16 protein-coding genes and 1 pseudogene are annotated in these 12,217 nt (G+C 73.2%); 11 read left to right on the forward strand and 6 right to left on the reverse strand.

Going from position 1 to position 12,217, the window contains the following annotated elements:
* The 4 genes from N4P33_RS24905 to N4P33_RS24920 form a co-directional block, all read left to right on the forward strand.
* The coding region (locus N4P33_RS24905; RefSeq protein ID WP_260828979.1) for a helix-turn-helix domain-containing protein at positions 1-289 on the forward strand (289 nt) is incomplete at its 5' end.
* Positions 286-888, forward strand: a complete 603-nt coding sequence (locus N4P33_RS24910) for a DJ-1/PfpI family protein (RefSeq protein WP_260828980.1) — start codon at positions 286-288, stop codon at positions 886-888. The genes N4P33_RS24905 and N4P33_RS24910, both read left to right, overlap by 4 nt.
* A 64-nt stretch (positions 889-952) precedes the next feature.
* The gene (locus N4P33_RS24915) at positions 953-1,408 is read left to right on the forward strand and encodes an archease (RefSeq protein ID WP_260828981.1); all 456 of its coding nucleotides are present in this window, start codon (positions 953-955) and stop codon (positions 1,406-1,408) included.
* A 59-nt stretch (positions 1,409-1,467) separates the two neighbouring features.
* The gene (locus N4P33_RS24920; RefSeq protein WP_260828982.1) at positions 1,468-1,920 is read left to right on the forward strand and encodes a YbhB/YbcL family Raf kinase inhibitor-like protein; all 453 of its coding nucleotides are present in this window, start codon (positions 1,468-1,470) and stop codon (positions 1,918-1,920) included.
* 41 nt (positions 1,921-1,961) lie between these two features.
* Here the strand turns inward: N4P33_RS24920 and N4P33_RS24925 are convergent, their stop codons facing one another.
* Complete coding sequence (locus N4P33_RS24925; RefSeq protein ID WP_260828983.1) at positions 1,962-2,387, reverse strand: CBS domain-containing protein; 426 nt, start codon at positions 2,385-2,387, stop codon at positions 1,962-1,964.
* Positions 2,388-2,506: 119 nt separating this feature from the next.
* Here N4P33_RS24925 and N4P33_RS24930 point away from each other — a divergent pair, with 119 nt between their 5' ends.
* From N4P33_RS24930 to N4P33_RS24940, 3 genes are all read left to right on the forward strand, one after another.
* Positions 2,507-3,781, forward strand: a complete 1,275-nt coding sequence (locus tag N4P33_RS24930; protein WP_260828984.1) for an MFS transporter — start codon at positions 2,507-2,509, stop codon at positions 3,779-3,781.
* A gap of 126 nt (positions 3,782-3,907) precedes the next feature.
* Entirely contained in the window at positions 3,908-4,291 is a 384-nt protein-coding gene (locus N4P33_RS24935) for a peptidase M23 (protein WP_260828985.1), read from the forward strand.
* 32 nt (positions 4,292-4,323) lie between these two features.
* A complete protein-coding gene (locus N4P33_RS24940; protein ID WP_260828986.1) occupies positions 4,324-4,677 on the forward strand; it encodes a hypothetical protein in 354 nt (117 codons plus the stop codon).
* Positions 4,678-4,779: 102 nt separating this feature from the next.
* Here N4P33_RS24940 and N4P33_RS24945 read toward each other — a convergent pair whose 3' ends face one another.
* From N4P33_RS24945 to N4P33_RS24960, 4 genes are all read right to left on the reverse strand, one after another.
* The gene (locus N4P33_RS24945; protein WP_260828987.1) at positions 4,780-5,229 is read right to left on the reverse strand and encodes a hypothetical protein; all 450 of its coding nucleotides are present in this window, start codon (positions 5,227-5,229) and stop codon (positions 4,780-4,782) included.
* Positions 5,230-5,353: 124 nt separating this feature from the next.
* Positions 5,354-6,148, reverse strand: a complete 795-nt coding sequence (locus N4P33_RS24950; protein WP_260828988.1) for a serine/threonine protein kinase — start codon at positions 6,146-6,148, stop codon at positions 5,354-5,356.
* A 49-nt stretch (positions 6,149-6,197) separates the two neighbouring features.
* Positions 6,198-6,998: a DUF4111 domain-containing protein gene (locus tag N4P33_RS24955; RefSeq protein ID WP_260828989.1), complete on the reverse strand. Its 801-nt coding sequence runs from the start codon at positions 6,996-6,998 to the stop codon at positions 6,198-6,200.
* Positions 6,989-7,495, reverse strand: coding sequence for an isochorismatase family cysteine hydrolase (locus tag N4P33_RS24960; RefSeq protein ID WP_399030100.1), 507 nt, complete (start codon positions 7,493-7,495; stop codon positions 6,989-6,991). Before N4P33_RS24960 ends, N4P33_RS24955 begins: the two co-directional genes overlap by 10 nt.
* Positions 7,496-7,648: 153 nt before the next feature.
* On the opposite strand from N4P33_RS24960, the gene N4P33_RS24965 reads away from it, so the two are divergent.
* Positions 7,649-8,095, forward strand: coding sequence for a type II toxin-antitoxin system PemK/MazF family toxin (locus N4P33_RS24965; protein ID WP_260828991.1), 447 nt, complete (start codon positions 7,649-7,651; stop codon positions 8,093-8,095).
* Here the strand turns inward: N4P33_RS24965 and N4P33_RS24970 are convergent.
* The gene (locus tag N4P33_RS24970) at positions 8,080-8,994 is read right to left on the reverse strand and encodes a TIGR02452 family protein (protein WP_260828993.1); all 915 of its coding nucleotides are present in this window, start codon (positions 8,992-8,994) and stop codon (positions 8,080-8,082) included. The genes N4P33_RS24965 and N4P33_RS24970 overlap by 16 nt on opposite strands.
* A gap of 322 nt (positions 8,995-9,316) precedes the next feature.
* On the opposite strand from N4P33_RS24970, the gene egtA reads away from it, so the two are divergent.
* The 3 genes and pseudogenes from egtA to N4P33_RS24985 form a co-directional block, all read left to right on the forward strand.
* Complete coding sequence (gene egtA / locus N4P33_RS24975) at positions 9,317-10,618, forward strand: ergothioneine biosynthesis glutamate--cysteine ligase EgtA (RefSeq protein ID WP_260828994.1); 1,302 nt, start codon at positions 9,317-9,319, stop codon at positions 10,616-10,618.
* A complete protein-coding gene (gene egtB / locus N4P33_RS24980; protein ID WP_260828995.1) occupies positions 10,615-11,931 on the forward strand; it encodes an ergothioneine biosynthesis protein EgtB in 1,317 nt (438 codons plus the stop codon). The genes egtA and egtB overlap by 4 nt, the downstream gene beginning before the upstream one ends.
* Positions 11,931-12,217: pseudogene (locus N4P33_RS24985) on the forward strand (class II glutamine amidotransferase); the annotation flags it as partial. The gene egtB and the pseudogene N4P33_RS24985, both read left to right, overlap by 1 nt.

The raw sequence follows: 12,217 nt of genomic DNA on the forward strand, positions 1-12,217 counted from the left end.
CGGGCTCAGCCCGCGGCACCTCCAGCGCCGGTTCACCGCGGAACTGGGCGTCCCGCCCGCCGCGTACGTCGAGCAGGTGCGGATCGAGGCGGCGCGGCGGGCCCTGACCGAGGGCGACGAGCCGCTGGAGGCCGTGGCCCGCCGCTGCGGCTTCGGCACGGCCGAGACCCTGCGCCGCACCTTCCACCGCCGCATCGGCGTAGCCCCGTCCGACTACCGCTCCCGCTTCCGCACCACCACGCCCCAACCCCCTTACCTCGACCCCGACTTGGAGGATCACCCCGCATGACGACCTACGGACTGCTCGTCTTCGACGACGCGGAGGAACTGGACTTCGTCGGCCCCTGGGAGGTGTTCACGGTCTCCGCCCGGCTCCGCGACAGCGGCGACCGCGCGGTACTGATCGCCGAACGCCCCGACCCGGTGCGCTGCAACAAGGGCCTGCGGGTGCTGCCGGACCACACCCTCGACGACCATCCACCACTGGACGTCCTCCATGTACCGGGCGGTCAGGGGGCGCGCACGGTGCAGCCGCACAACGCGGTGATCACCGACTGGATCGCGAAGACGGCGGCACGAGCCGACTGGGTGCACGCAGTATGCACCGGCACGTTCCTGCTGCACGCCGCCGGTCCCGCGCGCGGACGCCGCGTGGCCACGCACTGGAGCCAGGAGGACACTCTCGAGGCCCTCGGGGATGTGACCGTCGTCCGCGACGCCCGCTATGTCGTCGACGGCAACGTCGTCACCAGTCAGGGCGTCTCGGCCGGCATCGACAGCGCCCTGTGGCTCGTCGGCCGGCTGCACGGGCGCGAGCACGCCCGCCAGGTACGCCGCTACATCCAGTACGACCCCGCCCCGCCCTATCTCGCGGACGAGCCGGTCTGACGGCCGTTCGGGCGGTCGTACGGCGGCCCTGCATGGGTCGGCGGCCCTCGGGCAGGTGTGGGGCATGGTCGGTGACGCGGGCGACTACGGGCAGGGTGGCGCGGCGGGTGCGAGCGGGCACCGGGCGGTGCCGCACGACGACGAGGTGCGCATCGAGGCATGGGCGGCGAGCCGGGAGAACTGCCTGGCGGAGGCGGTCGTGGCGATGGTGGAGTGCTTCGCCGACGTCTCCGGGGTGCGCCCCACCTCGACGGGCCGGATCCGGCTGGAGGTGGCGAGCGACGACGACCTGCTGGCCTCGCTGCTGGACGAGGTGCTGTTCCGGGTGGAGGCGTACGGCCAGGTGCCGGTGGACGTGGAGGCGGACGAGGCCGAGGGCGGCCTCGACGTCCGGCTGGCGGTCGCCGGACTGGCCGATGTACGGGTCACCGGGGACGTCCCGACGAACGTCGCCTGGGAGGAGCTGCGGATCGGCCCGGGACCGTACGGCTGGTCCTGCGCGGTCACCGTGGACGCGTGAGGGACGCGTGTGACGCCGGAGTTCGCATGTCCCGCGCCCGTGGGGGTACCCCGGGGCACATGACCGGCATCGACATCGGCAGTGACGCCTTCGAGGACCACACCTTCATCGGGCGCCGGTATGCGTACGAGGCGGCGAACGTCTCCCCTCCGCTGCGGTGGAGCGGCGTACCGGACGACGCGGCGGAGCTGGTGCTGCTCTGCGAGGATCCCGACGCCCCCTCGGGCACGTTCGTGCACTGGATCGCGGTCGGGATCGACCCGCACAGCGAGGGAGTCGCCGCGGGGCAGGCTCCCCCGGGCGCGACCGAGCTCGTCAACGGCTACGGCGAGCGCGGCTGGGGCGGGCCGCATCCCCCGCCCGGCGACGACGCGCACCACTACGTCTTCCGGCTGTACGCGCTCTCCGAGCCGTGCGTCCTGCCCGACGCGCCCCGCGCGGACGAGGTGCACGCGGCGGTCGAGAAGCGGAGCGTCGCCGACGGCACGCTGGTGGGCCTGTACCAGCGCTGAACCGCCGGGCGCCGACCTGGCTCAGCGCCCGGCCCCCCTCTTCAGTGGGTCGGCGCCGCCCTGCTGATGTCCGCCAGCGCCGAGTGCGGGTCCTCCGTGGCGGCGAGGTCGCCGAGACTGACGACGCCCACCGGGCAGCCGCCGCGCTCGACGACGGGCAGACGGCGTACGGCGTGCTCCCGCATCAGCTCGACTGCGTGGTCGGTGGTGTCCTCCGGGGAGACCGTCACCAGCGGCGGACGGGTGCACAGCGAGCCGACCGTCGTGGCCTCGGGGTCGCTGCCCTCAGCGACCGACCGCAGCACGATGTCACGGTCGGTGAGCACACCGAACAGATCGCAGTCGTAGGCGACGAGCACATCGCCGATGTCCCGCTCGCGCATCAGGCGCGCCGCCCGCGCCACTGTGGTCATGGGTTCGACGGACGCGGTGTCCGGCGACATCACGTCCCGTATCCGCCGGGTCATGGGCACCTCCCGGGAAACGGTCTGCCGGAAATCCCCGTGCCCGCCGCGTAGCCCGCTGCGTGGCCGGTAAACCGGCCTCGTTTTGCCCCCGGGCCCGTCCGGTCGCTTTGATGTGCCGGGTGACAGGCAAGGGCGGGGTGCGCGGGGGCGGGGGACGAGAGTTCGGGTGGCTGTGGGCGGCGTACGGGGTGAGCGCCTTCGGCACCCGGCTGGCGTTCGACGCGTTCGCGCTGATCGCGGTGCTCGTGCTGGACGCCGGGCCGGCGGAGGTGTCGCTACTGGCGGCGTCCGGACCGCTGGCCGGCGCGGTGCTGGCGGTGCCGCTCGGCCCGTGGGTGGAGTTCCGCCGCAAGCGGCCGGTGATGATCGCGGCGGACCTCGTGCGGTGCGGTGTGCTGCTGAGCATCCCCCTCGCGTACGCCCTCGGCCGGCTCACGCTGGGGCAGCTGCTGGTGGTGTCGGTCGTGGTCGCCGCGGCGGACATCACCTTCAACGCGGCCGCGGGCGCGTTCCTGAAGGGGCTGCTGACGAAGGAGCAGCTGCTCGTCGCGAACGGGCGGCTGGAGGCGACGACGTGGACCACCACCATGCTCGGGCCTCCGCTCGGCGGGGCGGCGATCGGCTGGTTCGGGGCGGTGACCACGGTGGTGGCGGACGCGGTCAGCTATCTGCTCTCGGCGGGCGCGCTGAGCGCGATCGGCGGCGGCGAGCACAAGCCGGTGCGGCCCGCCGCGCGTTCCCGGCCGCGGGCCGGTGACCTGCTCGACGGCTGGCGGTACATCCTCGGCAGCGCGGCGCTGCGCCCGCTGTTCCTGAACACCGTGCTGGTGAACGGGCTGATCATGGCGACGTCGCCGTTGCTCATCGTGCTCATGGTGGGCCCGCTCGGCTTCGCGCCGTGGCAGTACGGGCTGGCCTTCGCGGTGCCCTGCCTCGGCGGGCTGATCGGCGCCAGGCTGTCGCCGCGGCTCGTGGCGCGCTTCGGGCGGCACCGGGTGCTGCGTGCGGCGGGTGCGCTGCGGGCCTGCTGGCCGCTCGGGCTGGTGTTCGTCGGGCCGGGCACGGCGGGGCTGGTGCTGGTGATGGTGGTCGAGTTCGGGCTGATCACGTGTGTGGGGGTGTTCAATCCGGTGCTGGCCACCGAACGGCTGCTGCGGACCCCGGCGGACCGTGTGGCCCGTACGCTGTCGGCCTGGTCTGCGAGCGGCAAGGCCACGATCGCCGCCCTGACCGCCCTGTGGGGTCTGCTGGGCGCCCTGCTCGGGGCCCGCGCGGCGATCGGCCTGGCGGGCTGTCTGCTGCTGGGCACGGCGCTCCTGCTCCCCCGCACCGGCGACGGCGACACCGAGGACGCGTCACCGGGGGACGACGTCCTGCGTGCCCCCACTCCCTGACATCTGTCAGGAACACAGCAGCCCCGCGGCTTCCTAGGGTGCTGAAGCGGCGCGGCACCTTCCGGCGAATCCGCCGGTTCGCGGCCGCCGACGACGAACCGACTGTCGAATGTCCGGGGGACAACCATGAAGCACCTGACCCGTCGTACCGCCACCGCACTCGTCGCGGCGGCGCTCACCGTCGGCGGACTCACCGCCACCGCGCAGGCCGCGCCCGCGGCGCCTGCCGCGCCGGCCGGTGGCGACCCGACACTCACCGACGTCTACATCTGGGCCACGAACGTCAACCTGCGGGAGCGTCCCACCCGCCAGTCCACCGTGCTGGCGGTCCGGTCGAAGTACTGGCTGGACGCGGTGTGCCAGACGCAGGGCGAGACCGTCAGGGACCCGGCCGTGGGCACCAACAACTGGTGGACCGCCGTCCAGGAGTTCGCCGGCAGCGACATCGCCTGGGTGAACAACCTCTACCTGCGCGGCGGCCAGAAGATCGCGGGCGTCCCCGACTGCTGACCGGCACACCGAGACGCGAGAGGAGGACGCACATGCACGAGCTGAGGCGCATCCGGCGTCTGCTGTGCGCGGTCGTCGCCGGCGCCGTCCTGGCGCTGGTCCCGGTGTCGGCGAACGCTCTGGAGCGGCCGGCCGGCCCCACCACCGGTACGCAGCAGGCGCAGTCCCGGGGCGGGTACTTCCTCGGAGACGGCGTCAACATCCGCAGCCGGCCCGTGAACGGCACGATCCTGGGCCAGGGGTACTTCGGCGAGAGGTTCACCGCCCACTGCTGGAACTCGGACGGCAACTGGATCTACCTCACCGCTCACCGGGGGAACGTCACCGGGTGGGTCAGTGTGAACTACGTGTACTACACGGACTCGGGGCCGATGGGGTACTGCTGAGCACCGCGCGTAACGGCCTGTGGGCGGCCACCGTCAATCACGGTGGCCGCCCACAGGCTTTCTCGGTGCGACGAGCACAGGCTTTTCTCGGTGCGACGCCTGTCAGTACCAGCCGGTCGTCGCCAGCACGTGGCCGTCGCAGGTGAGCATCGCCCGCGAGACCCGGCCGTGGAGGTTGTTGCCGATCATCGTGTAGGCGTAGTTGATGCCGGGGTCGACGGTCTCTGCGACCCAGCCGTCGGCGCGGCCGACCCCGTTGTTCGAACGCTCCAGTACGGCGGAGCAGTTGGCGCGCGAGTTCTCGATGCGGGCGAAGGACCCGCACTTGTCGGAGTAGAAGTACTTCAGCGCCATGCCCTCGAAGTACCGGGTGGCGCCGACCTGCCGGAAGGTTCCCGAGCAGCTGGAGATGGTGGGGTACTGGCCCTCCATTCCGTAGGCGCCGTAGTTGCCGCCGGAGTGCGGGGCGGCCTGGGCGGAGGTGGGCAGGAGCGCCATCACTGCGGCGGCGCCCCCGGCGGCCAGCAGAGTCCTGAGCGAACGGCGGCTCATGGTCCCTCTTTCCTGTGGTCGGCGATGTGGTGACACCGGAGGACGGCCGCGGAGCCGTCGCCCGGTGTTCGTGACCGTACGGGCCGTCACCGCCCGCCCGACACCTGACAGATATCAGGGTCGGTCAGGGCCTGGTCCTGCGTGGCAAGAGGGCGAGATGCTCCTCGCGGACCAGGCCGAAGCGCAGGGCGACCGAGGCGAGCCGGGCCCGCTTGGCGCCGGTGCGGCCGCCGTCGGCGGCGGGGCCCGCGTCCTCCCCCAGGTCCAGGCGCAGCTTGGTGAACGCCAGATAGTCGATGTGGTAGTTCACCGCCGAACGGGTCAGGTCGCGGCAGGACTCCAGCGGGCGCAGCCGTTCCACGATCTCCCCCACGCCGGGCAGTGCGGAGTCCGAGGGGTCGCGCAGCCGGGGCTCGCACAGGGCGACGAGCACCAGGAAGTACTTCGACGTGGGGTCCAGCGCGAAGGGGTGGACGGTCTGTTCGCCGAGGCCGTCGGCGGACCGCTCGCCGAGGTAGGCGTGCTGCGGGGCGAAGACCTTGAAGGAGGCGGTGCCGTTCAGGGCGGGCAGCACCACGCGGGAGAACTCGAAGGGCACGGGCGCGCCGAGCCGCCCGGGTGCGACGGTGAGGTACTCGCCGGCGCCCTCCAGGTTCTCCACCACGTAGGAGACGCTGCGGCTGAAGTTGGACAGCCGCCAGTAGTCGCCCGCCGCCTCCAACTGGCCCGCGTGGCGGGAGATTCCGGGATCCGTCAGCGCGATGGCGACGCCTCCGCCGCCAGGCAGCCCGCGCCCGAAGCCGACGATGTCACCGGGCCCGAGGTGCAGCAGCCGGGGCTTGCGGGCCCGGCCCTCGGACAGGCTCGCGGGGTCGCGCGGGCCCGTGGGGTCCGGCAGCTGGACGATGATGGTTTCCATGGCGGCTCCCCCGATGAGTCGCCAGAATTGTAGGGGCGGGTTCCGCTTGTCAGCGAGGCGGCGCGTCGGCGCGGACGGCGGCCTCTGCCACGGATGCGGCCACGTGTTCCAGGAAGCGGTGCACCTCGTCCGGAGGCATCGGGAGAGCGTCGGCGCGAGGGCGTTCGAAGCTGAGCAGCGCGGCCTGAAGGAGGGGCCGGAAGTCCGGCTCGCCTGCGGCGACCGCCTGCGCGGCCCGGCGCTTGGGCAGCCAGCGGCCGGTGCGGCAGAACATCAGGGAGCGGCAGCCGTTGAGGACCCGGTTGTCCGCCAAGTGCCCTTCGCCTGCGGCGTGTTCGCTGACGGAGGCGCGGAGTGCGGCGAGCAGCGCGGGGTGTTCGGGTGCGGCGACGACTTCCCGCGCAGGTGGGCCGTACAGCGCGAGTCCGCACTGCCCGGCGACGGAGCGGTCGATGACGTACCAGAAGGGCGGGGACTCCCCCGGGTCGAGGCTCACCTTGCCGGGAAGCGCCGCACCGGTGTCGAGGTCGAGGAGGTAGCCGGCCTCGCCGGACGGGCGGGCGGCGAAGTCGGTGCCGTAGACGACGAGTTCGAGTCCCGCGGCGGGGCAGGGCAGGGCTGGGTGGGCGAGGGCGCCGGCCAGCTCGTGCAGCGCCCGGCCCGGCAGGGAGGGGGCCACGACGACGGTCATGTCGACGTCGCTGCGCCCGTGGCGGTAGTCGCCGAGCGCGACGGAGCCCACGGCGAGGACGCTCACCAGATGGGGGCCGCAGACGGTGCGCGTGCGCCGGACCAGCTCGGCCAGGTAGGGCCGCAGCTCGGCGGGGACGGCAGGACGTGTCAGCTCCACAGCTCTCCGCTCTCGCACACCCGGGCGCCCATGTTGCGTTCCATCATGCGCAGGGCGGCGTCGGCGAGGTCGGAATGGATATGGGCGACGGCGTCACGCGGGACGATCACCTGGAAGTGACGGATGTGGGCGTCGAGGGACGAATAGAGGACGCACTGCTCCGTGACCTGCCCGCACAGCACCAGCCGCTCGATGCCCTGCTGGCCGAGGAGATAGCTCAGCGGGGTCTCGAAGAAGATCGAGTGGCGTGCCTTGACCACGAACAGGGAGGAGTCGTCGGGCCGCAGCGGTTCGACGAGCCGGGCGTGCGGTCCGGACAGGGCCTGGTCCAGCAGTTCGCCGTGGTGCGAGCGCCATTCGCCGAAGTTGTCGTTGACGTAGATCACCGGGATGTTGTGGCGGCGGGCCCGTTGGAGCAGGCCGGCGATGACCGGGACGACGGACTCCGCGGAGGGGATCAGCAGCTCGGCGTCCTTGTGATCGTAGGTGTTGATCATGTCGATGACGATCAGTGCGGTGGTCACGGCACCGCCTCCCAGGAGTGTTGCGTCGTCCGGGGACACGGCAGGGCCCGGCCGTCCCTGCCGGACCCCACCGTCCCCCGGGTTACCCGCCGCCCGGCTTTCACGCACGTCCCGTACGGTACGGCTGTGACCGCCTACAGCACTGAGAACGTCCCCGGCCGTTCCGGCCCCACCGCGACCACCGAGGCCGAGCCCCGTGAGGTGGGCCGGGTGCGCACCGAGTACTCACCGGCGCACGACGGCGACCCGGACCCGGGGGAGATCGTGTGGACCTGGGTGCCGTACGAGGAGCGGGACGGCCGGGGCAAGGACCGGCCGGTGCTCGTCGTGGCCCGCGAGGCGGCCGGGACGTTTCTCGCGGTGCAGCTGTCGAGCAAGGATCATGACGGGGACCGGGACTGGGTGCCGATCGGCACCGGCCCGTGGGACCGCTCGGGGCGTGAGTCGTGGGTCGCCGTCGACCGGGTGCTGCGCCTGCACGAGGAGGGCATGCGCCGTGAGGCGTGCGCGCTGGACCGGATGCGCTTCAACCTGGTCCGCCGCCGGTTGCAGGAGCGCTACGGCTGGAGCTGAGGGGCGGCGTCTCCCGGGGCGGCCAGGTCTGCGAACGCGCGGTCGAACGCCGTGCGGACCGCCTGGTCACGGGTGCGGTCGAGGACGCCGAACACCACGTGTGCGAACGTTCCGGCGAAGCGTCCGCCCGGTTCCAGCAGGGCGCGGAACGCGGCGGCCACCTGCGCCGGGTCGTTGCGGAAGACACCGCAGCCCCAGGCTCCGAGCACGAGTGCGCGGTAGCCGTGCGCCGCGGCGGTCTCCAGGACCCGCTCGGCACGGACCGCCAGGGCGCGGGGCAGGTCGCTCGCGCGTTCCGGGGCCGTCCGCCGGATCACGCCCGCGTTCGGTGCGGGCGAGGTGAGGAAGCCGGCCGTGAACGGCTCGGCCAGGAGCCGGTCGCGGTCGTCGCGGAAGACGGGCACGCCGGGTGAATGGATGACGCGGTCCGTGTAGAACGGGTCGCGGTGGGTGCGGTGGTGCTCGTAGAACGCGGGGGCCCGCAGCAGACAGGTGTACAGCGCGGAGGCCCGGCACAGGGCCTCTTCCTGGGCCTGGGCGCCGTTGAGATAGCCGCCGCCGGGGTTGCGCGCGGAGGCGAAGTTCAGCACGGCCGGCGGGCCGGCGGAGCCGGCCGCGAGCCGCCGCGCGGCTTCCAGACTGCTCTCGCCCGTCACTTCGATCCAGGTGCCGCCCCGCGGGAGGGCGATCTGCACCGGGTCCGGGTGCAGCCCGTACCCGTCCGCGCCGTCATGGGCGGTCGGCACCGGGACCGGTTCCGGCCCGTACACGCGCGTGCCGGCCTGGGCGGCGTCGATCGCCGGCCCCAGGGGCACCTCGCGGCCGTCGGGTGCCTCGTAGCGGCCCGCCGTCACGATCCGTTCCGTCTGGCGCGCGAGATCACGCAGGCGCGCGCTCACGCCGCGACCCCCGTGCGCGGTGTGAGCGTGCGCCCCGTGCGCGGTGCGAGTGTGCGCCGCGCGATCTCCCCCGTCGTGCTCATGCAGGCATCCTGAGCGATGCTGGGGAGGCGGCGCAACGGAGTTTCCATCCCGCCCGGGTCCGGAAACCCCGGGGAAAGCCCAGGCCAACGGGCGGGAAGGAGAGATGACCGGCCCGGAACGTCCCGCCAGGCGCCCTTGTGCCGGGCGCGCCCACCGTCTTGGGTGGGACGCGTCGCTGCCGGCCCGGCCCACAGGACCCCGGACCGGCGACATGGTGGAATCTCAGGAGGATCCCGACATGTCCGAATCGGCAGGCGGCTGTATCGAGCCGCCCACCGCCGTCACCGAAGCCGAGGTGGATGCCCTGGTCCGCGGCATCTGCTTCAAGACCGGACCGCCCCGCCGCCTCGGAGTCGAGGTGGAATGGCTCGTCCACGAGCTGCGCAGCCCGCAGCTCCGCGTCACACCCGAACGACTCGAAGCGGCCTACGCCGCACTGCGGACCGTGCCCCTGAAGTCGGCACTCACCGTCGAACCCGGCGGCCAGCTGGAGCTGAGCTCGCCGCCCGCCGGCTCGCTGATGGAGTGCGTCGGCACCGTCTCCGCCGATCTCGACGCCGTCCGCACCGTATTGCGCGAGGACGGTCTGCGGCTGGTCGGCCTCGGCCACGATCCCTGGCACTCGCCCCGCCGCTACCTGCGCGAACCGCGCTACGACGCCATGGAGGCATGCCTCGACCGGGGCGGCCCCGCCGGCCGCTCGATGATGTGCGCCTCCGCCTCCGTCCAGGTCTGCGTGGACGGAGGGTACGAGGAGCCGGGCCCGCTGGGCCACGTACGGCGCTGGTGGCTGGCGCACCAGCTCGGCGCGGTCCTGGTGGCCGTGTTCGCCAACTCCCCGCTGGCCGGGCACCGCCCGACCGGCTGGCTGTCCACCCGGCAGCTGCGCTGGGCGCAGATCGGCACCGGCCGCGCGGGCGGCCCCCCGCTGGACGCCGACCCGCGCGGCACCTGGGCGCGGCATGTGCTGGACGCGCCGGTGATGTGCATCCGGCAGGACGGCGGCGAGCCGTGGGACGTACCGGACGGGATGACCTTCCGGGAGTGGATCAGGTCGAGGGAGCCCCGGCCGCCGACCCGGGAGGATCTCGACTACCACGCGACGACGCTGTTCCCGCCGGTCCGACCGCGCGGGCATCTGGAGCTGCGGATGATCGACGCGCAGCCCGGTGACGACGGCTGGATCGTGCCGCTGGCGGTGACGGCGGCGCTGTTCGACGACCCGCAGGCCGCCGAGACCGCCTACCGGGCGGTGAAGCCGCTGGCCGAGCGGACCCTCGGCCGGCCGGCGCCGCACAATCCGCTGTGGCACGACGCGGCCCGCGTCGGCCTGGCCGACCCGGAGCTGCGCGAGATCGCCGCCGTCTGTTTCGCGGCGGCGCTGGAGGCGCTGCCCCGGCTCGGCGCCGCCCGGGAGGTCATCGACGCCGTGGCGGCGTTCGAGGCCCGCCATGTGGCGCGGGGCCGCTGTCCCGCCGACGACCTGCTCGACCGACTCCACTCCGGGAAGCCCCCGTACGGGAAGGACCTGAGCTCATGACCGACCTCGCCCTCGACGCCGAGAGCCTGCGCGAGCGCGCGGTCACCTCGCTGATCACGGCGCGCGACCGCACGACGCTGCTGACCGGCTGCGTCGACGAGCCCGACCTGACCGCGCAGCACTCGCCGCTGATGTCCCCGCTGGTGTGGGACCTGGCGCACATCGGCAACCAGGAGGAGCAGTGGCTGCTGCGGGCCGTCGCCGGCCAGGAGGCGATCCGGCCCGAGATCGACAGCCTCTACGACGCCTTCGAGCACCCGCGCTCCGAACGCCCCAGGCTGCCGCTGCTGTCCCCCGACGAGGCCCGGCGGTACGCCGCCGACGTCCGCGGCCGGGCGCTGGACGTGCTGGAGAGCACCGCGTTCGACGGGACCCGGCTGACGGAGGCGGGCTTCGCCTTCGGGATGATCGCGCAGCATGAACAGCAGCACGACGAGACGATGCTGATCACCCATCAGCTGCGCAAGGGCCCGCAGGCGCTGACCGCCCCCGATCCGGATCCGGTGCCGCTGTTCACCGGCCCGTCCGAAGTGCTGGTGCCGGGCGGCCCGTTCACCATGGGCACCTCGACCGAGCCGTGGGCGCTGGACAACGAGCGGCCCGCGCACCGGCGGGAGGTGCCGCCGTTCTGGATCGACACCACCCCGGTGACGAACGCCGCCTATCTGGCGTTCATCGAGGACGGCGGCTACGACGACCCGCGCTGGTGGACCGCCGAGGGCTGGGCGCACATCCGCCGCAACAACGTCACCGCGCCGCTGTTCTGGCGCCGGGACGGCGGGCAGTGGCTGCGCCGCCGCTTCGGGATCACCGAGGTCGTACCGCCCCACGAGCCGGTGCTGCACGTGTGCTGGTACGAGGCGGACGCCTACGCCCGCTGGGCCGGGCGGCGGCTGCCCACCGAGGCCGAGTGGGAGAAGGCCGCGCGCCACGACCCGGCCGGCGACCGCTCGACGCGCTACCCGTGGGGCGACGCCGACCCGGGTCCCGAGCACGCCAATCTGGGCCAGCGGCATCTGCGTCCGGCGCCCGCCGGGAGCTACCCGGCCGGTGAATCGCCGCTCGGGGTGCGGCAGTTGATCGGTGACGTGTGGGAGTGGACGGCGAGCGACTTCCTGCCGTACCCGGGGTTCCGGGCGTTCCCGTACAGGGAGTACTCGGAGGTGTTCTTCGGCTCCGACTACAAGGTGCTGCGCGGCGGTTCGTTCGCCGTGGACCCCGTCGCCTGCCGGGGCACGTTCCGCAACTGGGACTATCCGATCCGGCGGCAGATCTTCTCCGGGTTCCGCACGGCACGCTCGGAGGACGTCTGATGTGCCGTCATGTGGCGTACGTGGGGCCCGAGGAGCCGCTCGGGCGGCTGCTGGTGGAGCCGCCGCACGGCCTGTACCGGCAGTCCTGGGCACCGCGGCGGCAGCGGTACGGCACGGTCAACGCCGACGGGTTCGGCGTGGGCTGGTACGCGGCGGGCGACCCGGTGCCGGCCCGCTACCGGCGCGCGGGGCCGATCTGGGCGGACCTGTCCTTCGCCGATCTCGCCCGGGTGGTCCGCACGCGGGCGCTGCTCGCGGCCGTGCGGGACGCCACGCTGTCGGGCGC

It is taken from the genome of Streptomyces sp. 15-116A, from assembly GCF_025290915.1.
Taxonomy (GTDB): Bacteria; Actinomycetota; Actinomycetes; order Streptomycetales; family Streptomycetaceae; genus Streptomyces.

What these genes read in the sequence shown, in the direction of transcription:
- N4P33_RS24910 (WP_260828980.1), top strand. Translation starts at nt 286, where the DNA reads ATGACGACCTACGGACTGCTCGTCTTCGACGACGCGGAGGAACTGGAC.
- N4P33_RS24915 (WP_260828981.1), top strand. Translation starts at nt 953, where the DNA reads ATGGTCGGTGACGCGGGCGACTACGGGCAGGGTGGCGCGGCGGGTGCG.
- N4P33_RS24920 (WP_260828982.1), top strand. Translation starts at nt 1,468, where the DNA reads ATGACCGGCATCGACATCGGCAGTGACGCCTTCGAGGACCACACCTTC.
- N4P33_RS24925 (WP_260828983.1), bottom strand. Translation starts at nt 2,387, where the DNA reads ATGACCCGGCGGATACGGGACGTGATGTCGCCGGACACCGCGTCCGTC.
- N4P33_RS24935 (WP_260828985.1), top strand. Translation starts at nt 3,908, where the DNA reads ATGAAGCACCTGACCCGTCGTACCGCCACCGCACTCGTCGCGGCGGCG.
- N4P33_RS24940 (WP_260828986.1), top strand. Translation starts at nt 4,324, where the DNA reads ATGCACGAGCTGAGGCGCATCCGGCGTCTGCTGTGCGCGGTCGTCGCC.
- N4P33_RS24945 (WP_260828987.1), bottom strand. Translation starts at nt 5,229, where the DNA reads ATGAGCCGCCGTTCGCTCAGGACTCTGCTGGCCGCCGGGGGCGCCGCC.
- N4P33_RS24950 (WP_260828988.1), bottom strand. Translation starts at nt 6,148, where the DNA reads ATGGAAACCATCATCGTCCAGCTGCCGGACCCCACGGGCCCGCGCGAC.
- N4P33_RS24960 (WP_399030100.1), bottom strand. Translation starts at nt 7,495, where the DNA reads ATGATCAACACCTACGATCACAAGGACGCCGAGCTGCTGATCCCCTCC.
- egtA (WP_260828994.1), top strand. Translation starts at nt 9,317, where the DNA reads ATGTCCGAATCGGCAGGCGGCTGTATCGAGCCGCCCACCGCCGTCACC.
- egtB (WP_260828995.1), top strand. Translation starts at nt 10,615, where the DNA reads ATGACCGACCTCGCCCTCGACGCCGAGAGCCTGCGCGAGCGCGCGGTC.